Genomic DNA, 21,399 nt, shown 5'->3' on the forward strand with positions numbered 1-21,399 from the left:
AGCCAAAACCAATTCCGGAGTTACTTAATGTCATCTTGCTGTGGTAGTTCTTGTGACAGTGCAGCGCAAGCACAAATGGATAAAGCACAAAAACGACTGTTGTGGACAGTATTGGTTCTTAACGGAGTGATGTTCTTTGTTGAATTTATTGCAGGCTGGATCGCCGAATCGAGTGGCCTGATTGCCGACTCGCTCGACATGCTGGCTGATACTCTCGTGTATGCCGTAAGCCTTTATGCGGTGGGCAAAGCAATACATTACAAAGCCAACGCTGCTATTTTTAACGGCACACTACAAAGCGTACTGGCGTTGGCTGTACTGGCAGACGTATTGCAACGGTTGATCTTTGGCAGCCAACCCAACGCGAATATGATGCTTTGGGTTGCCCTGTTAGCCCTTGCCGTTAACGTTTTATGTTTCGCTCTGCTGTACAGTTCGCGTAATGGCGACATTAATATTCGCGCCAGCTGGATATGCTCCCGCAATGATATGCTGATGAACAGCGGCGTGATTATCTCTGCCCTGCTGGTTGCTCAGCTTGATATGGCCTGGCCAGACTTAGTCATCGCAACCGCCATAGCTTTAATTGTGTTGCGTTCGGCAATCCGCATTATTCGCGACGCTAAAGCGGTGAAAGCCGGCGAAAAAACCGATATTTCCGGGTGTTGCGGCTAATTGTCCGCATCATCCCAAACAAACACCTCTTCAATACCAATATTAAACTGACGAGCAATGCGAAACGCGGTTTCCAGCGTGGGCGAATACCTCCGTTGCTCTATTGCAGCGACGGTTTGTCGGGTGACTCCGACAGCCTCGCCCAGCTCCGACTGAGTCATTCCATTATGTTGCTCACGCAGATCACGTACACAATTCGCTATGGGTAACAGTTTAGCCATCAACTTAGTACTCTATGATAAAAATAAATTTGTAAAAAATATTCAGCTAACTGTGCAACGATCAAACTGCCAAAAACAGTGTAAAACAATAAACTTCCATTATAAGTCAACAAGAAAAGAAAAAGTGCCAGAACTGTTCCTGATGCCAAAATAGAGCTTGAAATAGCTCCTGCTTTTTCAAAGATTCTGCGTTCCCGCTCATCAATACGTTTACTCGCATCTTTTATAGAGGTAATCGCAAGAATAATTTGCCCAAGCACTGTAAGCACAACCAAAAAAATAGTGTAAACAATTAAAACAGGAAGAGTTGGCGGTGCAATCCCTCCTTCCGGAGACATGTAAACAATGGCGCCAAAATAGAAAAGACTGGAAACTAATAAAACAAGCGCCATTAACCAGGCAGATTTTTCATGAAATGGCATGTGCGTAATCTCAATGTTAATTATATTTAACATTAAAATTATGCCTAAAATATCAGCATGTCAAATATTTTTAACATCAATATCTTCAAGCCTGTTATTTAGAACACTACAGTCAGCCAAATGATGGCTACCGGTTTATCACTGCGTCAAAACGCTCTCTTATTTGTCGGAGAGTCACTGGAGTTTCTTCATCAATTTAGTCAGGCTTTTCTACTAAAACGCTGAAAGATTTATTACCAATACTAACGCTTGCTTCTTGTCCGAGTTTAGTTACGACGGAAGGCGCTATATGTTCGTCTCCTACTTCATAGCGAGAGCTTATTTCTACCATATTTTCATTAACCTGGCTTATCAAAACACCAAATTCAAAGGTGTTCTCAACAGAGACTGAAGCGTTTCTATCTGCTTCAACAATCATTGTTGGTTCGCCAATAAGCTCTCCATCATTGTATAACTTTAGCGAAACTAGATACTCAGCATTTACTGATGAAGCAAAGACGAGTAAAAATAATAACCCGATAATTTTTTTTCATATTTCATGCTCATTTTCAGTTGTCATTAAATTTTCCCACTTAGGAAGATTATTTTTCCGTGCACTGATACGGTAATAAAGAGCCATAGAAAGACCGAATAATCCACCTGCCAGCAACGAACCCAAAACAGCAATCAGGACCGGCATTCCCGTAGTTCTCCACGCGAGGAGCCACATCACTACCCCCCAGAAAAAACCAAAAAAAACACCGAAACTCAGAGTATTTCGCAGAAAGCTATTATAATGCGGTGGCTTAGCTTCTTTCCTTAACCACCACATAAAAAGTAAGAGCGGTGGTTGATAGTTTGATTGCCAAATTTTAGAGCGTGCAAGCTCATCAAGCGCAGCGCGTTTTCTTTCTTCAAAAGACATGTAGAAAAGCATCCTTATCGTTTTTATTCTGATCGAAATTCGAAAGGCCCTTTTGATTCGCTTCGCACGACAACCGTACCCGCTAAGATATCGTGCCAACCCTGCTTTTTGTCGCTAAAACCTATCCAGAAGAAGCCTAAGAAAACCGGGAGGGTAGATAGGATATAAGCAAAGTAGCGGCCGATGGCTTTGCCTACACTAATACTGTCGCCAGTGGTTTCATCGACGACTCTAAGTTTCAATAGCATTTTGCCCGGCGTGCCTAAAAACTTAACCCAAAAGAAGATCGTCAATACAAGCGGCAGAATATAATTCAGCAGAACATCCCAAAAGCCGTAAATCAGCTTTTCACCTTCCCAATACTGGTGACCATAGATGAATCCGGCAGGTATTGAAAAAAGAATAACCATAATGAGCACATCAATTAGCATTGCTAAAAAACGAATTCTAAACCCCGCGTATTTTGCATATTCCATTGTTTGCCCTTATCTTCCGTGAAACTGTCTTTTTATTGAATTTACATGTTGTAACTATGTTAATTAAATTAACTCTACTTGTTAAGTAAAAGACAAAAAAAGCACACCGTTTTAAGGGCGTGCTTTTCACGCAGTTAATCACTGAGATTAATTTTGCGGTTTTCTGAGCCTATTAACTAAATAGTACAACGCAGGTAGAACAACTAAAGTCAGTAAAGTTGAAGAAACAATACCACCAATAACCACCGTTGCCAGTGGTCGCTGGACTTCTGCCCCGGTACCAGTATTAAATGCCATTGGCACAAAACCTAAACTGGCAACCAGAGCGGTCATTAACACCGGTCGGAGGCGCTGCTGCGCTCCTTCAAATACCGCGTCTTTCAGCGGCAGACCGTCATCAATCAACTGGCGAATAAAAGAGAGCATGACAACACCGTTCAGTACCGCAACTCCGGATAGCGCAATAAAACCAACCGCGGCTGATATCGATAACGGCATATCACGAAGCGCCAGCGCAAAAATCCCTCCGGTTAATGCCAGTGGCACGCCGGTGAAAATCACTAACGCACTGGTTAAGGAATTAAAGGCGCTGTAAAGCAGTCCTAAAATTAGCAATAATGCCAGAGGTACAACAAGGCTCAATCGCTGAGAAGCAGACTGCAACTGCTCAAAAGTACCGCCATAGTCAATCCAGTAACCAGCCGGTAAAGCCAGATCGCTATTCAGGCGTTGCTCAACAGCGGCAACAAAGGATCCTAAGTCTCTGTCCCTGACGTTAGCACTGACAATGACATTACGCTTACCGCTTTCGCGGTTAATTTGATTGGGACCGTTAGACAGCTTCAGCTCAGCCACTTCCCCAAGGGGTACATAGCGTAATTCAGGATTTATCGAATCCGACACATCCATAGGTAACTGTTTAAGAGCCTCAATGCTTTGTCGCCAGCTGCCATCCAGACGTACAACCAACTTAAAGCGTTTATCACCCTCGTAAATAACGCCCGACTGCACACCACTAATTGCCGATTTCAACGTTTGTTGCACATCGGCAACGGTAAGCCCCAGCAACGCCAGGTGATCCCGTTTGGGTATAACCGATAAGGTCGGTAAACCGGTCATTTGTTCAACGCGCACATCGGCAGCGCCAGGCACGGCCCTCATCAAACGAGCGGCGGAATCACCGAGTTGTTTTAACTGCTCCAGGTCGTCACCATAAATACGCACCCCGAGATCGGCGCGTACCCCGGCAATAAGCTCGTTAAAACGCATTTCTATCGGCTGGGTAAACTCATACTTATTACCAGGCAGCTCCTGAACAGCAGCCCGTATTTCATCAATCAACTGTTCTTTTGGCTTATCGGGATTAGGCCAGTTCTCCTTTTCTTTCAGCATAATAAAGGTATCCGCGACACTTGGTGGCATTGGATCAGTTGCCACGTCCGGTGTACCGATTTTAGAGAACACACGTTCCACCTCTGCAAACTCAGACACCACAGCTTCGACATCTTTTTGCATATCGACGGATTGTTGTAGCCCGGTTCCCGGTATGCGCAACGCGTGCATGGCGATATCACCTTCATCTAACTGGGGCAGAAACTCAGTTCCCATACGACTGGCCTGAAACAGCGATACCGCAAATAAGCCAAAACCAATCGCTATCACCATCACAGGTAACTTCAGGGAGCTGCGTAAAACAGGCTGATAGGCTTTACGAGCCGCGCGCATAATACGATTCTCACCATGTTTAATATTGCCTCGAACGAAAATAGCCACAGCCGCCGGCACAAAGGTTACCGAGAAGATTAAAGCCCCCAGTAATGCCGCTACGACAGTAAATGCCATAGGATGGAACATTTTTCCTTCCACACCACTCAGCGCAAAAATGGGTAAATACACCAGCATAATGATCAACACACCGAACACTGCCGGATTAAACACTTCGCGGGTGCTGTTCATTACCTCAATCAGTCGTTCTTGCGTTGTCAGTACCCGACCTAGTCGTTGCTGAGCATTGCCCAGGCGCCGCAATGCATTCTCAACGACAATCACCGCACCATCGACAATAATGCCAAAATCAATTGCACCAAGACTCATCAAGTTTCCGGACACCTTATTAGTCACCATACCGGTTACCGCAAACAACATACTCAATGGAATAACGCAGGCAGTGATAAGAGCCGCACGTACATTGCCTAGGAGAATGAACAACACAACAATAACCAGAACCGCCCCTTCGAACAGGTTTTTCTCTACCGTATCAATGGTTTTATCCACTAATGAGGTACGATTATAGATAGGCTCTGCCACTACTCCGTCGGGTAAACTGTGCTGAACCTGCTTGAGCTTTTCTGCGACTTTTTGTGCGACCACGCGGCTATTTTCACCAATCAGCATCATCGCCGTACCAAGCACCACTTCCTCTTCATTAGAGGTCGCTGCGCCGGTACGAAGTTGCTCACCAAACTTCACGGTTGCAACATCCTCGACCCGAACCGGGGCATCATCGCGTTTGGCGATAACAACATTACCTATTTCATCCAGAGACTTTAACTGCCCGGGGGAACGAATTAGCCACTGTTCACCATTTTTCTCAATATAGCCTGCACCAGCATTGCGGTTATTAAGTTCAAGCGCTTTCAATAGCTCTTGTAGAGTAATTTTATACGCCAGCATGCGACCCGGATCAGGGGCTACCTGGTACTGTTTCTCGTAGCCACCAACACTGTTAATTTCCGTAACGCCCGGAACTTTCACCAGTTGAGGCTTAATAATCCAGTCCTGAATAGTTCTCAGGCTCTGTGGCGTATAAGGATTACCCTCAGCGTCTGTGGCATTCGGCTTAGCTTTCACCACATAGTTAAAAATCTCCCCTAACCCTGAGGCAATAGGACCCATAGAAGGCTCAATACCTTGTGGTAACTCGCCTCGCACTTGCTGAAGACGTTCGCTGATTTGTTGACGCGCCCAGTAAATGTCTGTGCCTTCTTCAAACACAACCGTTACCTGGGACAAGCCATAACGCGAAATTGAGCGGGTATAATCCAGCTTAGGCAGACCCGCCATTGCAGTTTCCACCGGGTAGGTAATTCGCTGCTCCGTTTCCAGCGGCGAATAGCCCGGTGCTTCAGAGTTAATTTGTACCTGAACATTGGTAATATCGGGTACCGCATCAATGGGCAGCTTTAATGTGCTGTACACACCGGCCGCAGCAATCAATAACGTTGCCGCAACCACTAGCCACCGACGCTCAACCGCAAAGCGAATGAGTGCATCAATCATAGTTTTACTCCTAGTGGCTGTGGCCAGCGCCCTGTTTGAGAATGTCGGCTTTAATCAGGTAACTGTTGCCAATCACGTAATCTGCCCCCGAATCAAGACCTGAAATGACTTCTACGTAGTCACCATCTGTGCGTCCTTGCTGTATCTCCTGCGACTCAAAGCGATTGCCATTGCGCACAAACACCACCGTCTTGCCACGCAGAGTCTGTATTGCCTCCGACTTAACCGCAGTATCGGCAGTAAAAGTATCTGTTACGACATCTGCCTTTACATGCATTCCCGGACGCCAGTGCCCCGATTCATTAGAAAGCTCTACCCGGGCTCGAGCAATATGACCACCTGTCATTTGTGGAGCAATATAAGAAACGATACCGCGTACTGTTTTATGATGATGCAGATCGTAAACTTTCGCAGTTTGTCCCTCTTGCATTGCTTCCACGTTTTCAGGAAATGCAGATAATTCAACCCAGACAGAGGCAGGGTTAATAATCTCAAACATCGGTTGTGGACCAGTCAGCTCGCCAACATGAATAAAGCGCTCTGAAACTTCTCCGTTAATGGGGCTAACCACCTTAAATTCAGTGCCGGTGCTGACGTTTTCAACGACAGCGAGGACTTCCCCTTTTTCGACCATGTCACCAATATTCACCTTTAGCTGACGAACCAGACCTTTGTACTTTGCCGAAACATTGGCGATGTTATTGTTATCGGGGGCTATTACACCAAATATCGTTTGGGTTACGGATATATTCTGTGAACCGACCGTCCCCATGGTTAAATCGGCATTTTCAATGGCTTGGTCACTCAGCTCAGTGTACGACTTTGCATGATCATCGTGACCTTCTTCAGACGTCTCTGCTGCATGTGTGTAAAAGCAACCCGCCGAAAACACGACCGCGATAATAAATTGAAGTAGTTTCACAGATCTTCTCCTAAAAATGCTTGTCCTGTCAGACGCTCTAACTGCACGATGTCGCTATAAATTGCGTGCTGCCTGGAAATTTTTTGATACTCAAGTTCAGCCAGTTCACTTTGCGCGTCCAGTACCTGTAATAGAGAATTCGTACCGCGCACGTAGCCCTGATTGACTTGAACAACCAACTGCTGCGCCAATGGCAGTAGAGAGTTCGTCACTTTATGCAAGTAGTTTTGGTGAGTTTGCAAAGCATTCACCAGAGCCAGTGTCAGCGAGCGTAACTGCGCTCGTACCAGCTTCTGTTGCAGTAGATTCGATTGATGCCGGATACGGCGCTCTTTAATAAAACCCATATTCGGGTTCTGCAGTTGCAGAGGCATAGAGGCTTCAACAATAAAACCTGTTTCGTTAAATTGATTGTTGTAACGCACACCGACTCCCAGCGTTAAATCGGAAGTTGAGTCAGCTTCAAGCGCTTTTACTTTCGCCTGCAATAAACGCTCAGAGTCCAGTAAGCGTAAATACTCAGGTGCCCGGTTAACCGCATTCAGAGCCTGCGCTTGGCTGGGTAACTGCAACGGGAAATGAAAATCGCCAGAAACTGACTTAAACTGAGTCCCACCTGCCCACATGGCACTAAGCCGGGCTCGGGCTTGAGCCAGCTTCCCCATGAGCTCTGCAGAACTGGCTTTTTGTCGCTCAAGTTGCAACTTAATACGGGTCACTTCGGACTTTGGTACGGCTCCGGCTTCTTCACGTTCCCGCGCGGTTCTCAGTAAACTTTCGGTGCGGCTTAGCTGTTGCTCGCTTAATTCAACAAATTGTTGCAGTTTTAAAGCTTGATAGAAGTACTGCGTCGTTTGCGCCAGCACATCAATGCGCTGGTATTCATATTCCGCCTGCCGCGCTTTTTCTTCTACCGTAGCCGCTTGAATTCGACGTTGTCGTTTATTACCCAGTTCCAGGATCTGAGAGAACGACAAGGTCATTTGGGCATTGTCCAAACCAGCGCTACGACCTGAACCGGCTATATTTTCCACTTCCAGGCCCACGCGAGGATTTGGCGAAACGCCAGCCTGCAACGTTAACGCTTCAGCCGCCTGACTTTGGAATTCATATTTTTTTAAACTAGGGTTGCTCTTAAGCGTACGCTGCAAGGCTTCGCTTAAGGTTAAATCAAAAGTAGTCGCGCTCACCGGATACATGAATAGAGTACCCAGCAACGCAACCACGAAGCTCAAACGCCTCATGTTTTTCTCCAATTATTTGTTTTTGTGTAAAAATGCTAACTGTTGAAGATTAAGCGTTTGGGGGAGGAACCGGGGGTTGGTGAGCTAAACTTTTATCAAAAGTAACCGGTGTTGGCTGCGCTTCGGTAATGACAGGAGAGGCAGAGACATTAACACCGTATCCTGTGATACAGCTGACGTGTGCGTGAAACTGATGCTCGTGCCCTATATCAGAGTCCGGAAGCAATGACTCAGTACGATGCTCTAAATCATGGTTTGTATCAAACACAATGTCCACGCTACTGTGGCTTGCGTCTTCTACGTGCCCAGCCGCGGTCGCACAGGTGAAAAAACTGTGTATAAGGACAATAGCTATGAGCAACCATGAAACTTTCATGCGCGGTACTCTATCGAATTTAAACCACGAGCGCCAGCATCTAGTTTAAATCCGATAGCCAATATATACCAAGGCCCCGCTATCGTATCCATACGGGGTTTGTCCAGGCCATACTGCCATCCTCGTCTTCCACTTCCAGACTCACCCAACTTTCAGCTTCTTCAGGAATCGACAGTGCCAACTCAAGTTTCTGCGGCGCTTCTGCTGGTGAGATAGTTTTTACTACTTTGCCGCCTTTACTGAGCATACGAACTTCTTTTAGGCCATCAACAGCAACAAACTTTACCGTCCATATGTCGCCCACTTGTACGTGCTCACCAAACATAACCTCTTGCGGGTACAGGAGAGGTCCTTGTGTGGCATAAGCGTGGCCCGCTTTCAACGCCTTGGCAAAGTTAAGCGGTGTCAGTTCTCCCTCTACATGAGCCATCATCCGAATACTGCCCGATAACTGGTTCCATGCATCATGCGTATCTGTGCCGGCAGTAAAATACATAGCTTCACCTTTATCCCACAATTCACGTGCTTTTTTCAAAGTGGGCTCGTTATCAACGGCTATATTCAGCTCTAACAAATCGAAATTATCGGTTGCGCCACCTGGCACATTGTTATTTTCCAGGTTGGTATAGTAACCATAGTCATTAAATGGATGATTCATGGGAATTACTTCAGCGCCCATAGCCTTCATATCTTTAATCAAAGTTTGTACATCGTCTGTGCTCGGATCTGCCGTTAAGGTAGCTCCTGCATCAATAGGAAACGGGTTCATATGCCCCCACGAAGGCGACACCTCAATAGAGGGAATAAAAGGCACTTCGCGTCTGGCAGACAACTCACTGAATACTTCATAGTTAATTGTGGAGTCATGTTCGCTGATAAAAGTCAGATCCAGTGCAGCCGCCAACTGAGAGCGCACCACTGTTTCTGGTGGCGTCACAGCCTCTAAAATATTGCCGTGATGGTGCAAGTCGGCACCATACCAGCCATTCTGGTTTGGATAAGAGATTTGCTCAATCTTCACATCGCGTCTATTAATTTCACCCGACTCCAGTTTCACATTCAGCATTTTCATCTGGCTAATAAAGCCTGCACCTGAGTCTATACTTATTCTGTACTCACCCGGCGCTAGCTCTATTTCTGCCTGACCTACTGGCAATAACTCAGTAAAAAAGGAGCGCTTACCCAGGAATTCAACCGGGGGCTCTTGTCCTTTTACAATACTGATACGCGCGTCTTTAGCGATGCCTGAGCCAGTCTCTTCGACAGTAAGAGAGAGCGTTCCTGGCGCGGCAAGGTCGGTAAAGTTAAACGTTTGCTCGCGGTTGGCCTCAACTTTGATGGTTTCTACTTCACTGTTCGCATGGCCGGTGGCAGTACCGTAAATCTGATACTTTCCTGAAGGCAATACCATGCTGTATTCGCCCCCTTTGGCTAAGGTCCACCCATACAATTCATCTTCTTTTTCGATTATAACAATGGCATCATCCGGGACGTCGCCTTCGTTAGCGCGTAATTGACCGGTAATAGTACCGGTTGGCTCACCGCGACGTTCCGCTTCTGCTTTAACCACAGGCGCGAGATCACCATTTGGCACAACTTGCAGCTCAGCATCGAATGTTCTGCTCTCACCAGCTTTAAGGGTGTGGCCTAGATACATGTCGCGACCGCCGTAGGTATTGCGGTCAAAATAAGGTGCATGCAGCGCAAAAGCCCAGTCTCGGCCATAACCAACGGTTCGGTCAGATAAAGTTTTATCAGTAGATACAGCCCCATCACTTTTCAGGCCTGGTGCCGGAAACATAGTGCCGGCATCAGGCCATAACGTGAACCCCGAAGTTAGCTCGATAGCCTCTTTCCCGTGGTTCGTCATTACCGTCTTTAATTCAATAGCATCAGAGCCGGAAACCAACGTATACCATGTACTAATATCGACTTTACCAAAGTTACGGCTTACCTTAATGACGGCCCTGTCGCTAGTGTCTTCAATAATCTTTAGAGACTTGCGATCATTCGGCCAGGCTGACCAGCTATTGGGTATAAAGTCAGCGAAAGCTATGCGATCAAGATCTACTTGACCGTTTTTCACCGCGGCTAAATCGACTAATGCACCACGAGGAACTCCCCAGGGTGCGCTAGACTCTACTGCCAAAGCAAATGCAAGGTTTTCATTACTTACAGTGATATCTTGGCTATGAGTTGCTTCGCCATCCGGAATTATCGTCTTGCCTGTAGTGATGGTGACATCCGCATGGGCAACGGAGCCTAGCATTGAACCTAACAGGAGTGTTGCCGTTATTTTTTTTGAAATTCGCATGAAATGACTGCCTTTGTACCAAGAGTATTGTTTGGGCTTTGAATAGTATTGTGCTTTAAATTAATTGAACGTTCAATTAACTATTGATAAGGGATTCAGTTCAAAGCAAGGCAGTTAGATTGTCCTTAGCTCTATATATGACGAAAGCTGCTTTAAGGTCAGATGAAAAAGCGCAAGATCAATCCTTACGCTCCCTCGCTTCTTTTTCCTTTCTACATTTAATTTGGTCTTCCGGGTGACCATAGCTACACTCTTCTTTTATCTCACCCATAATAAGGGCTGCTCCGGTATAAATAGCAGCTGTCGAAGGTTTATTCGAAGAGTCTTTTGGGTGCGTTAAATAATAAAGCATATCCGAGCTTGTACACCCCGATAAAAACAAACTAAGCACGAGTATTAAAATCTTATTCATCAGTATTCTCTTTTGTTTGATTGTATGTATATTATCTTAATTATGGCTGTTGGCGGTAAAACTGGCACAACAAACGGTAGACCTCAGGCATATGCTCTTTCATATTTTTGGGATCTTCAAAAAACGTTTCACTGCACACCGCAAAAAATTCGGCGGGACTCGTTAAAGAATAGCCGTCAATAGGCAACGGGTGATGGGCGCGTAAGTCATTTTTCAGCCGGTCCCACGCTGTAGTAAAAATATCGTGCCATTCGCCGGGCTGCATATCCGGGTGCATTGGTGGCGCACCGTTGGCTCCCTCTCGCAGCATATCAAGTTTATGAGCAAACTCATGAATAACAACGTTACTGGCTTTACCGTGGCGAGCATGAGCGCCCGTCTGACATACCGACTGCCAGGACAAAATCAATGGCCCCCGCAGCCAGGCTTCACCGCTTAAACCGGGATTATCATCATGTACGATCCCGTCATCCGTACGGTATGAGCGATTTGGAACGAAGTCGCCTTCATAAAGAATGATGGTGTAAAAGCTATCGTACCAATCTAATCCAAGGTTTAGAATAGGCACGCAGGCCATAGTGGCTATTTTCAGCGACATGCCATCGTTGATTCGAAAGCCACCGCCGGAGGTAATATTTTTGCGCACCAAAAAGCGAAAGGTCATATTCCTCAGAGCATCGCGCTCCGCCCCCTGGTAGCGCTCCATTACAGGCCAGTCGGCGATAGCGGTTTCCCATTCATCTGCAGTAAAGCCCATTTTTTTAATGCGCTTGTTTTCATACCAACGACGTAACTGCTTAAACATTTTTTGCTCTTGTTGTTAAAGGACTGACACAAACGACAGTTTTTAGTTTATTTGGGTGCAGGGCATTTTCCTGTGCCAGAGCAAGTGGTCCCGCCCCCGCAATAACAATCTGGTAATGTTCGGATGTCATTGATACCCACCACTCTCTCATTCTATTTCCAATTCAGCGTCTTCAAACAAGGCTACATAGCCTCTCTCTGCTGACAATTTAAGGTATATTGATAAAACCACTTTTTTCGCTGAGTCCGGAACCTGCTGCAAACCTGAATTAACTGCAAACGTGAATTTTCCACTTTCCTTATTAGACATAATTAACTGTGTACTTTTAAAGTTTTCAACCGCTTTATCAGACAACTCTAAAATGTACTCAGACTTACCGGGGGAACTAAAAAAGAGGCCATCGTCGGGTGGAATATTATTATTGGCAAGTAGGACTAATGGAAATTTCTTTAATACAGTACCTTTCGACGTGTCTAGTTCCAGAGTCATTCTGACTGTATCCGTATTTACCTTTGTTGGATCATTAACCTGAATTTTTGCTCTGATCTCTTCAGGATCTATACTTAAAAAGTCACCTTTATTAAATGAACTAAATTCAAGCATGGTACTTAAGGGAATGCTCGCGCAACTGCAAATAAAAACCGAGAGCGTAATGATTAACACCCTTATCATTCAAGTCGTCCTTTTTTCCGTTTTCCTGAGCAGCGCATAGAGATAAAAGTTGCACTGGAGAGCAAAAATTATCGCTGATTCCTCAGTTCACTGTTGAGATTCGCAGTTTCCTAAGTACGCGGGATCGTCAGGCTTGCCTCTGGTAGTAAAGTCGAGATTAATAGCAGCTAACACCGGTGTGCGGTTTACATTTTCTGCAGTCGCTTCCCACCTCCATTGACGAAGTGCCGAAATAGCGTAGTCATCAAATACTCCTTCCGGAAAGGATGATCGAACGTCAAACATTTTAGCTCGACCGTCAGATCCGATACCTACAACAACTTTGACACAACCTGACACCCCCTTTCTGGCAGCTGAAACTGGATACTGAGGAGGGTAAGACTTGCTGAGAAGCCAATAATTACTGACAAGTTCGGAGTGTTCGGCACCTGATAAATCTAAAAATTGCGTACCCCCCTTTTTATTTGCAAAGCCTGATGAACACGAAATAGCAAATAATGCTGAGAGAATAATAATACTCATTCTTTTTAACGTATTTCCCGAAAGCATGCTTATGTTTCCCAATGGCAAAATAGTTTTTTAATATACATATTTTATACAAGATGCTACGCCGAAATGGAAGTAAAACACGAAATTGGAAGGGTACTCTTATATAGATGTCTCTATTTCGCCGTCTGCAACACTTGCCGCATTGCGCACATCACTTTTTCACTTAGCTGCCTAATATGAATCCGCGACAAAGTCACCAGCGAAAGTACCGCACTTAATAAAGCAAACGCCATGTCAGATTGGGTGTCCCGGGCATAACCCTGTGCTCCTAGAAATGCTTCCGCCAGTCGCCAAAGCAACCCACCACTCCATCAGCTCGTAAAATGCACTAAAAACCAGGTGAATTGATCTTTAGGATTAATCCCCGACCAAATCAATACTGCAAAAAATATCAGTATCCAGAGGTATTTGATGGTGTGTTCCTTCACAGTCAGACACTGTAGTCATAAAGATAGTTTTGAGAATTGTGCAGCTTTATTGTTCCTTTTAAGCTAAACCCCATTTTTTCCAGTAAGCCAATAGAGTTTCTATTATCCTCGAAAGTAACAGCTAATACTTTCGTTAGCGAATAGCTCTTCATTTCTTTTTCTAAAACCGTTACAGCCGCTTCTAAAGCGTAACCTTTGCCGCAGAACTCAGGTAAAAAGGCAAAGCCTAAATCCGGGTGCTTAAACTCATTTCGTTTTATTAAACCACACATACCTATTGGCACTTTGGCTTCTTTTAGCAACACTAAATTCAGGCCATACCCGTTTTCGGTGTAACTCAACAGAGGGCCATCGGTCAGATAGTTAACGGCATCAGCGTTGGTCCGTACTTTTTTATCTGCTATATACCGAATAAAAGACTCTTCATTTAAAAGCCGAATAATAAACTCAGCGTCATCCAGGTTAAATTGCCTGATGACTAACCTTTCGGTTTCACAGACTATTTTCATTCAATCTCACCACCAAGCCGACCCAGATACTCTTTCAAAACGACAGCGTTGTTGTGCTCAGTGTCTTTTGACGAATACAGCAATACCACTCGCTGCTGCTTGCCCATATCCGCATAAGGACGTAGATTTTCTTTATGTTCTTTTAATTCAGAAAGATAACGCTTGCGAAATTCATCCCACTTGGAACGATTATTGTGAAACCACTTTCTCAACTCATCAGATGGAGCAACCGACTTCAACCACTCGTCCAGTTTAGCGTCTTCTTTTGACACACCACGCGGCCACATTTTATCGACCAAAATCCGGTAGCCGTCGTCCGTCGGTGGTTCATCGTAAATGCGCTTCAGTTCAATCGTCATAATTTACGGGCCTCTGTCGCCAAACAACAAATGAGGCGGAACTTAGTAAGCGTTTTAAGAACCGCCGCTAAGCCATTCTCGAGCCTGATCAATATCTGACTGCTTAAACACCTTCATATCAGCTTTAAACAGCGGATTCATCATATTGACCCAAGTAGCAATCCAACCTTGATCAGCAACCACAGCGACATGCGAGATATCGCTGAGGTGCTCAAAACTAAACTTAATATCTTGTATGAATTTCGACCAGGGAATTGGGGGCATATCAAGATCACCGATGACTTCAAGAACTTTTATTGAACCGCGTTCCTTGATAACGTTCTCAAATGTTTTCAGCGCAGCATCAAATTCTTCAGCTGTCGCTTTACCTTCAACAAACATCTCCACGATATTGGTACCTGGAATTTGTTTTACGTCAATCATTATGACCTCCTGTGATAGAGTTATTGTTACTTCACTATCGCCACACAGGTTTAGCGCTGTATGGCCCGCTCTCCAGCCGCTCTCTCTGTGTTACTGTCTTTAACAGCTTCAACGGCTAGAATCTTCTCCTCAATATAGTTTTCCGGTAAACCATTTTCCTCTGCACCTCTCAACACATGATTTAAGTACCAAGAGTATGGCTTCAACGATTCATCAATCATAATAGCAGTATAGGTCACTGCGCTCTCGATGCCACCGGCTAGATCAATGACGTTAATTTCCTTTTCTCTATAACCCTGTCCTAGTCCTTCAGCACGATCCAAAGCTGGCTTTTCGGATTCTTCAATTCGAAACAGAGCGCCATAAACCACATCATTTTTATTATGAGTTATGTACGCATCGCCTTTACCAGAATTGTCTTTGCCAACTTTATGGAACCTTAAGTCATGTTCTTCAAGTTTATAGCAGCCCAGAGGAACAGCACTGGGCACCCGCTTTTGTAAACGGGCTGACGACATATTTGAACCGTAGGCAAAATACAGCATGTAACGAAACAACCTCGCTTCTAATTGAGCTTAAAGAGAATTGCCCTTTTCTTCCACAGTTTCAGCACGGATAAATACGCCACCCGTATATTTCGATGAGAAATTGTAAATCATGCAAAGCATCATCGTAGCGAGTGCTTTGTTCGTTTAACAAGCATCACTAAAAACTTTTATTATTTTTTATCCTCTAGCGCACCCTTGTGCCTCTTGAATGCATCACATCTTCACCCGGACATGAGTATTTCGGTTCTATTGCTGAGCAAGGTTTATTTTCCTTATCGAAGCAAAAGTTAAAACGAGTTTGAGTTTTTACAGGCTCTGAAACAATATTTTTAGGTAACTCACCCCATTTCCAGTTTCCGACGACTGCTTTAGCTGCCATTGAGAAGTACTTATTTGTGGACTCTACAACCGTAACGTCTTTAAGTTTGTTGTCTGGGGTAATTACATATTCAACGGTTGCGCAGCCTTCTAGCGATTTCATTATCGCTTGTTTAGGGTATCTAGCCGGAAATCGCTTTAATTCACTCCATTTAGACTTAGCTAATTCGTTGTCAGTTACCCCTAAGTTAGGGTATTCATTTTGGGTTGTTGACGCACAACCACTAATGGTAAGAATAACGATTAAGGTAAAAATAGATTGTTTTATCATGACACTTCCTATGTGCTTTGAGTTTATCTTGCTCTAGCCGTAGCTTTGAAATTATGCTTAACCGCGTTGAAGAACAACGCTCTATAAAACGCTTAGCTAGTAGTTGTAAAAACGTTAACTACGTTAGAGCGATCAACTTGGAAAAGCAAGTACCGCAGACTGTCATGGCTAAAGTCAACGACGTTTTCATCGAGATGATTGGCTTGGTGCTGTTACACCCCAATATGAAAAACTGATCCAGGCCGCACCTACCCCAAATAGTAACCATTCCAAAATGGGGCCCGACCGAACCAAAATAGCCGTTTTAGTGACCAATGCGAGTAATGCTAATAACAATAAACACAGCACACCTACGCCGGTTAGCACTCGCCTATTATCACGATAAAGCAATACTATTAGCCCAGCCATTCCTAACGTCAAGAACGCTGCCGATATCAATGCCAACAGATCATGCATTGGCGTTGTAACCGCAATTAAGGCATAAACCATGGCTCCAACACCAAAAATTTTTACTGTGCTGCTTGCCACAGACTTCGGGTAGCTTACCGACAACACCCAAAACATAGTCCCCATACCAACTGAATAAAGTAGCATCGCTAAGAAAGCGAAAGGTCTGGCTGTGTTGTCCATGCCGTTTAAAGCCAACGGCTGGAACAATGATGAAACATAGTTGTTCATCAAGCTGAAACCAGGAGACGTAACGTCCCAACTTGTTCCTCCGGGGTAAACCCAAGCCGAAAACCACCAAAACGGGATGGATAATAGTGCTAAAAAGACCGGTAAGCAGCGTTTGTATTTCATTAGTATATACTCCTATAAAACGCCTAAAAATTGTCTCAACGCCTAGTCATGCCAAACGTTTTTCCCTTACCGCCACTTCTTTTGCAAACTCGAGATGATCCGCTAAATAAACCAAATTCATTATCGCCCCCTGTCAAAGTTCGAAATAACATTCATTGTTGTCACTCGCGAAGTTGCGTTAAGTTGATCACACTTCCGTTTAAAATCGTCACTCAACAACCAATCTAGCGTTGTTATAATTCAATAGCACCCTTAACTCTGTCACTCCATGTACTTCTACAGGCTGCATCATGACACTTATCGGGCCGTCAAGATCGTCTATTAATTTTTGCGAAAATCGTTCGGGAAATTTGTTAGCAGAATATTCAAAAACCGCCGCGCAAATTTTATTACTACAACCAAGGCTACGTTGAAAGACTTCAGCGTTGGTTTCGGCTATACCTCTTACTAACGAGCGAAAGTCTCTTTCAAACTGCTGATTGCTCGAAGTGTTTTCAAGTTGATAAATTAATGCGTCAAAGTCTCGTAATCTAAACGCTTTCTCAACCGCCTTTTCCGATAACCCTCCCGCTGCAGACAGCTCATCTATAATTCTATTTACCGAGAGCGAGTTATTCTTTGAATTGGCATCAGGCTCTGATATTGGCGAGTCCATGGAGTATGAGCTGTAACGTGCAGGCTCAACAGAACCCAGTTTGGTGATGCCGGACGGCTTTTCGTCCTCTACCTTTTTAAAATAAGTCTCTTTATTGTCTACTGATGCAACGACTTCTGCTTCGTCTTTGTGAATCTCATCCATTTCGAGCGGAGATACTGTGCGATACAGGATAACTATAAGAAAGACAACCACGCCAAGTAACAAAGCAAGCCGATAAAATTTTCTCATAATGGTTACTCATATCTTTATATCTAATCAGAGCGACGGACCTTTCTTCTTTCGTTTGAAAAAAAGATTATAGTAATTTAAAAACCAATGATGCTGTGTACTTACCAATTCCCAGCCCTTCTGGCCCCGAACTTTGCAAATATCTCTTAATCTTTCGTCTCCGTTCAATACCCAGGAATAATTCACTTTTTCAATTCTATATTCGAACTCATCCATTAATGCAATTTCCTTAATTTAGATTACGCTGCCAGCAATGACAGCGACCCTATGTTCGATATAAATCATCTTGCGATTAAGCTTACCTGTCATATTTGCTTACGCAGTATCGTGCGAAAAACATAGAGTTTTTGGTAATGACCATTTTTGGACTTTGTACTTTTATCGCATCTACGTCTTCATGAACTTGTCCTGTCTCCTGATTTCGTATATTTATATTCACAAGACACAACAGCAGCACATAAACCACTAAAAGCAAGAAGCGAAAAAGCGCTTACTATACTCCAAAGACTTCCGGCGATGGCAACACCACTGCGATCTGGGGTAGTAAACGACATTGTCGCCCCACCTAAATCTTTAGTTATCGATTCGGAGCCAAGAAATGGAATAGCGATGATTAGCAATATCGTAACTAAGAACAACAGGTAACTTGATATACAAATCAGCCGCGTTGCCAACAATAGAGGTTTTAGGTTCTCCGATTTTAAATTTGAGTATGGATAAAATTTCATTAAAACTCCTTTTTAGTTTAAAACTCATAATTTCTCTTACTTTGTTTAAGTCAAAGTATGCATAAGGTATGTTTATATTTTGTTATTAACAATAAGGAGTTTATAAAAAATAGGCAAATGTAAAATGTCTATATGAAGAGATAAAAGTGTGCACTTTCAGTCAGTAAACACGTTGCCAGTTAAGGTACTTCTCATGGGCTAAAGCAAGCATTGGCATATCTTCGACTGTATCGCCGTAGGCATAAATGGTTTTAAAGTCAGACAAATCTACTTTTCGTTTAATGGCACTGACTTTATTCTCCAGGCTGCAGTCACCTGACACATAACGCCCTGTTAATTTACTATTTTTTATTTCCAATTCGCTGCATACCCATTTAATGTCTAGTGAACGGCACCAGCAGGAAAGGTAAGGGTCTAATGAAGCAGACACCACATAAACTTCGTCTCCTTGAGATTTGTGCCATTCAATTTTTGATAGAGCTTCTGCTCTTATAATGCCAGGTAGATATTGCTCGGAGAAACTACGGGCTAATCTTCTAATGTCCGCTGCGGAGCGATTCCAGAACACGATTCTAGATAACACAGGTCGCGTCTTTGACGGTTTAAGTAGCCCAAGTTTATACAGTGCAATAAACGGAGAAGCTACTAGCAACGTAATCATCATCCGGCGTTTGGGCGTAACGTAGAACAGGAACTTAGTATAAGTATCCTGCTCTGTTATTGTTCCGTCAAAATCGAAAAGTGCGAGGTTCATTAAAAGCTATAATTAACTGGCTTTATCGCACTTCGGGATAGCATTAATATTACGCTGAACGTCGGTTTCTAATTTAGTGACATCCATATCCTCAAGAAACAAGAAGAAATTCTCGGCGTCTTGAGTTTTTAAATAGACATTCAGCTCTGAATTACCCCAGGAAAACTCATTATTACGACAGGCAGAAACCAACCTTACATTCATACTTCCAGCGCCCCCTTTCTCATTATTCTTTCGATAGTCTTTTACCGTTTGTTGCCCTTTAGCCATTGTTTGCGCATCTTCTTTGGATAGCTGCATGATCATTATTTTTTCGTTGTCTTGAACATCTTCTTTTAAACTATCAGGAACCGAGTAATCGTCGTTAACTATTACTGGAAAGTGATATTCAAAACTGACATTGGGCTCGTCTGCTCGGAAACTAAAATCTATAACAATATCCCCATCCCGTACATTAACACCGTCCGGAGCTACAACGGCAACAACCAATTGCTGCGGATCGGTCTCTAAAGGATTTAGCTTCATCATCTTAATCATGGTACTGAGTGGAATGTTCGTGCATGAGGCAACTAGGATTAGCGTACTGGCTAATAAAATTATTTTTAATTTATTCACGATGAGTCCTTTATCGGTATAGCTTGTTAAATTAAATTCATTTTTGTTATGAAAATGTATATTTCGCAAGTAGCAGACTGCCAACGTGCGTCAAAGTTCCAAAAGTCGTGAGAAAGGCTCGGGTGAGAACATGTCATGCAGCTGTAAACTAGGGAGCTAGGTTGCGTTTGACATGGACGTCAAACTACACCAGTTCGTAGAATAGGGTTATTTCACTAAACTAAGAGCGACAAATTTTTCCGCCAATAAACCAACCAAGCCAGCAGGTAAATGCGTAAAAAATTGGAAGAGGAATAAGAAGCAGCATACCGAAGCCAATAATGGCACCGCCACCATTGTATGTATAAGTTAGTGATTCGTAGTACAAAGCGCCGTAGGCAAGCACAGTGATGATCAATGCTGCGGTGCTTGCGCCCCAAAGGCTGCCCGCCGCAACCTGATGCCTATACAGAAACCCCACTAGGCTAATTGTAATAAAAGGCAGTCCAGGCATTATGCCCAAGTAGAAAATTGAATTTCTGCCACCAACCCATCCATAAGTCAGCAATGAGAGCGCAACGCCCAACAAGGCGATGACAATTAACAGTCGCTTTATATTTTTAGGGGTCTTGTCCATGTTCTGCTCCTATGCCTCTTTTGCGTTTTGCCAAAGGGCTTCAAGCTCTTCCAAATTGCAATTATTAGGGTGCTTACCCTGCTCGCTAAGGCTTTGCTCTATGTGCTGAAATCTGGTTTTGAATTTCTCGTTAGCACGTTGCAATGCGGCTTCGGGGTTTACTTGTTTGTGGCGGGCTAAGTTCACTACGGCAAACAACAGGTCGCCAATTTCTTCTTCAATGTGGTCTTGCCCGATGGCTTCTTTTACTTCCTGAATTTCTTCATCCACTTTAGCGTAAACAGGTTCAGCTTCCGTCCAGTCAAAGCCAACAGATGCTGCTCGTTTTTGCAATTTAGCAGCTTTTAAAATACTGGGTAGCTGACTAGGAATGTCATCAAACACCGATCCTTTGGCGTCTTTCTTTGTACGCTCCTGCTGTTTTATCTGCTCCCACTGAGCTTTAATTTCAGCGTCAGACAAATTCCGTTCCGCGTCAGTGCCAAACACATGCGGGTGTCGGCTTATCAACTTTTCAGCCGTGTGCGCGGCTATGTCGTCCAACTCAAACTGCTGTTCTTCTTGCGCTAACTGGGCGTAGAACACCACTTGAAACAGCAAGTCACCCAGTTCGTCCTTTATCGACTGCCAGTTTCCCGACTGAATGGCATCCACCACTTCGTAGGTTTCCTCAATGGTGTAAGGAATTAACGAGGTCATGTTCTGCTTTAAATCCCAGGGGCAGCCGCCTTCGGGGTCGCGTAGCCGAGTCATCACCTGTTGCAGTTGTTGCATGCCTTTCACTGAGGTACCTCTACTGTTGTGCTTGCTAA

At 44.2% G+C, this 21,399-nt stretch carries 28 protein-coding genes and 1 pseudogene; 1 reads left to right on the top strand and 28 read right to left on the bottom strand.

The genetic code is table 11. The features are described from left to right. Positions 1–27: 27 nt before the first annotated feature. Positions 28–675, top strand: coding sequence for a cation efflux transmembrane domain-containing protein (locus RBK99_RS02805; protein ID WP_317503119.1), 648 nt, complete (start codon positions 28–30; stop codon positions 673–675). On the opposite strand, the gene RBK99_RS02810 is transcribed toward RBK99_RS02805, so the two are convergent. The 28 genes and pseudogenes from RBK99_RS02810 to mazG all read right to left on the bottom strand — a co-directional run bounded on the left by RBK99_RS02810 (position 672) and on the right by mazG (position 21,370). Continuing rightward, positions 672–896, bottom strand: a complete 225-nt coding sequence (locus tag RBK99_RS02810) for a helix-turn-helix transcriptional regulator (RefSeq protein WP_317503120.1) — start codon at positions 894–896, stop codon at positions 672–674. The genes RBK99_RS02805 and RBK99_RS02810 overlap by 4 nt on opposite strands. Beyond that, positions 896–1,318 (bottom strand): hypothetical protein, encoded by a 423-nt coding sequence (locus RBK99_RS02815; protein ID WP_317503121.1) that lies wholly within the window; start codon positions 1,316–1,318, stop codon positions 896–898. The genes RBK99_RS02810 and RBK99_RS02815 overlap by 1 nt, the downstream gene beginning before the upstream one ends. A gap of 196 nt (positions 1,319–1,514) precedes the next feature. After that, entirely contained in the window at positions 1,515–1,736 is a 222-nt protein-coding gene (locus tag RBK99_RS02820; protein ID WP_317503122.1) for a hypothetical protein, read from the bottom strand. A 111-nt stretch (positions 1,737–1,847) separates the two neighbouring features. After that, positions 1,848–2,222, bottom strand: coding sequence for a DUF6404 family protein (locus tag RBK99_RS02825; RefSeq protein ID WP_317503123.1), 375 nt, complete (start codon positions 2,220–2,222; stop codon positions 1,848–1,850). 23 nt (positions 2,223–2,245) lie between these two features. Beyond that, positions 2,246–2,698, bottom strand: a complete 453-nt coding sequence (locus RBK99_RS02830; RefSeq protein WP_317503124.1) for an RDD family protein — start codon at positions 2,696–2,698, stop codon at positions 2,246–2,248. Positions 2,699–2,845: 147 nt separating this feature from the next. Further along, a complete protein-coding gene (locus RBK99_RS02835) occupies positions 2,846–5,977 on the bottom strand; it encodes an efflux RND transporter permease subunit (protein ID WP_317503125.1) in 3,132 nt (1,043 codons plus the stop codon). Between the two features lie 10 nt (positions 5,978–5,987). Next, a complete protein-coding gene (locus RBK99_RS02840) occupies positions 5,988–6,899 on the bottom strand; it encodes an efflux RND transporter periplasmic adaptor subunit (protein WP_317503126.1) in 912 nt (303 codons plus the stop codon). Further along, entirely contained in the window at positions 6,896–8,143 is a 1,248-nt protein-coding gene (locus RBK99_RS02845) for a TolC family protein (RefSeq protein ID WP_317503127.1), read from the bottom strand. The genes RBK99_RS02840 and RBK99_RS02845 overlap by 4 nt, the downstream gene beginning before the upstream one ends. 49 nt (positions 8,144–8,192) lie before the next feature. Beyond that, a complete protein-coding gene (locus tag RBK99_RS02850) occupies positions 8,193–8,519 on the bottom strand; it encodes a hypothetical protein (protein WP_317503128.1) in 327 nt (108 codons plus the stop codon). A 79-nt stretch (positions 8,520–8,598) separates the two neighbouring features. After that, the gene (locus RBK99_RS02855) at positions 8,599–10,833 is read right to left on the bottom strand and encodes a CehA/McbA family metallohydrolase (protein ID WP_317503129.1); all 2,235 of its coding nucleotides are present in this window, start codon (positions 10,831–10,833) and stop codon (positions 8,599–8,601) included. 178 nt (positions 10,834–11,011) lie between these two features. Beyond that, positions 11,012–11,245, bottom strand: a complete 234-nt coding sequence (locus RBK99_RS02860; RefSeq protein WP_317503130.1) for a hypothetical protein — start codon at positions 11,243–11,245, stop codon at positions 11,012–11,014. 40 nt (positions 11,246–11,285) lie between these two features. After that, positions 11,286–12,050 carry a M90 family metallopeptidase gene (locus RBK99_RS02865; RefSeq protein WP_317503131.1) on the bottom strand — a complete coding sequence of 255 codons (765 nt, stop codon included), beginning with the start codon at positions 12,048–12,050 and terminating at the stop codon, positions 11,286–11,288. Next, on the bottom strand, positions 12,043–12,201 hold the full coding sequence (locus RBK99_RS02870) for a hypothetical protein (RefSeq protein ID WP_317503132.1): 159 nt from the start codon (positions 12,199–12,201) through the stop codon (positions 12,043–12,045). The genes RBK99_RS02865 and RBK99_RS02870 overlap by 8 nt, the downstream gene beginning before the upstream one ends. Next, the gene (locus RBK99_RS02875) at positions 12,198–12,722 is read right to left on the bottom strand and encodes a hypothetical protein (RefSeq protein ID WP_317503133.1); all 525 of its coding nucleotides are present in this window, start codon (positions 12,720–12,722) and stop codon (positions 12,198–12,200) included. Before RBK99_RS02875 ends, RBK99_RS02870 begins: the two co-directional genes overlap by 4 nt. An 87-nt stretch (positions 12,723–12,809) precedes the next feature. Further along, on the bottom strand, positions 12,810–13,244 hold the full coding sequence (locus tag RBK99_RS02880; protein ID WP_317503134.1) for an energy transducer TonB: 435 nt from the start codon (positions 13,242–13,244) through the stop codon (positions 12,810–12,812). A gap of 140 nt (positions 13,245–13,384) precedes the next feature. Then, positions 13,385–13,610 (bottom strand): annotated as a pseudogene (locus RBK99_RS02885) (DUF2238 domain-containing protein); the annotation flags it as partial. 91 nt (positions 13,611–13,701) lie between these two features. Beyond that, entirely contained in the window at positions 13,702–14,208 is a 507-nt protein-coding gene (locus RBK99_RS02890; protein ID WP_317503135.1) for a GNAT family N-acetyltransferase, read from the bottom strand. Then, the gene (locus RBK99_RS02895) at positions 14,205–14,567 is read right to left on the bottom strand and encodes a DUF488 domain-containing protein (protein WP_317503136.1); all 363 of its coding nucleotides are present in this window, start codon (positions 14,565–14,567) and stop codon (positions 14,205–14,207) included. The genes RBK99_RS02890 and RBK99_RS02895 overlap by 4 nt, the downstream gene beginning before the upstream one ends. Positions 14,568–14,621: 54 nt before the next feature. Then, positions 14,622–14,990 (bottom strand): SpoIIAA family protein, encoded by a 369-nt coding sequence (locus RBK99_RS02900; protein ID WP_317503137.1) that lies wholly within the window; start codon positions 14,988–14,990, stop codon positions 14,622–14,624. 50 nt (positions 14,991–15,040) lie between these two features. Next, a complete protein-coding gene (locus tag RBK99_RS02905) occupies positions 15,041–15,535 on the bottom strand; it encodes a gamma-glutamylcyclotransferase family protein (RefSeq protein WP_317503138.1) in 495 nt (164 codons plus the stop codon). A gap of 187 nt (positions 15,536–15,722) precedes the next feature. Next, positions 15,723–16,187 (bottom strand): energy transducer TonB, encoded by a 465-nt coding sequence (locus RBK99_RS02910; RefSeq protein WP_317503139.1) that lies wholly within the window; start codon positions 16,185–16,187, stop codon positions 15,723–15,725. A gap of 186 nt (positions 16,188–16,373) precedes the next feature. Then, positions 16,374–16,988, bottom strand: coding sequence for a hypothetical protein (locus RBK99_RS02915; protein WP_317503140.1), 615 nt, complete (start codon positions 16,986–16,988; stop codon positions 16,374–16,376). Positions 16,989–17,196: 208 nt separating this feature from the next. Next, entirely contained in the window at positions 17,197–17,874 is a 678-nt protein-coding gene (locus tag RBK99_RS02920) for a hypothetical protein (RefSeq protein WP_317503141.1), read from the bottom strand. Positions 17,875–18,269: 395 nt separating this feature from the next. Then, positions 18,270–18,602: a hypothetical protein gene (locus RBK99_RS02925; RefSeq protein WP_317503142.1), complete on the bottom strand. Its 333-nt coding sequence runs from the start codon at positions 18,600–18,602 to the stop codon at positions 18,270–18,272. Between the two features lie 160 nt (positions 18,603–18,762). Next, complete coding sequence (locus RBK99_RS02930; protein ID WP_317503143.1) at positions 18,763–19,356, bottom strand: HAD-IB family hydrolase; 594 nt, start codon at positions 19,354–19,356, stop codon at positions 18,763–18,765. A 12-nt stretch (positions 19,357–19,368) separates the two neighbouring features. Continuing rightward, on the bottom strand, positions 19,369–19,884 hold the full coding sequence (locus RBK99_RS02935) for a hypothetical protein (protein WP_317503144.1): 516 nt from the start codon (positions 19,882–19,884) through the stop codon (positions 19,369–19,371). Between the two features lie 307 nt (positions 19,885–20,191). Continuing rightward, positions 20,192–20,587, bottom strand: coding sequence for a hypothetical protein (locus RBK99_RS02940; RefSeq protein ID WP_317503145.1), 396 nt, complete (start codon positions 20,585–20,587; stop codon positions 20,192–20,194). A gap of 9 nt (positions 20,588–20,596) precedes the next feature. Next, a complete protein-coding gene (gene mazG / locus RBK99_RS02945; protein WP_411161962.1) occupies positions 20,597–21,370 on the bottom strand; it encodes a nucleoside triphosphate pyrophosphohydrolase in 774 nt (257 codons plus the stop codon). Positions 21,371–21,399: the final 29 nt, after the last annotated feature.

It is taken from the genome of Idiomarina solivarensis (assembly GCF_033052755.1).
In the GTDB taxonomy this organism is placed as follows: domain Bacteria; phylum Pseudomonadota; class Gammaproteobacteria; order Enterobacterales; family Alteromonadaceae; genus Idiomarina.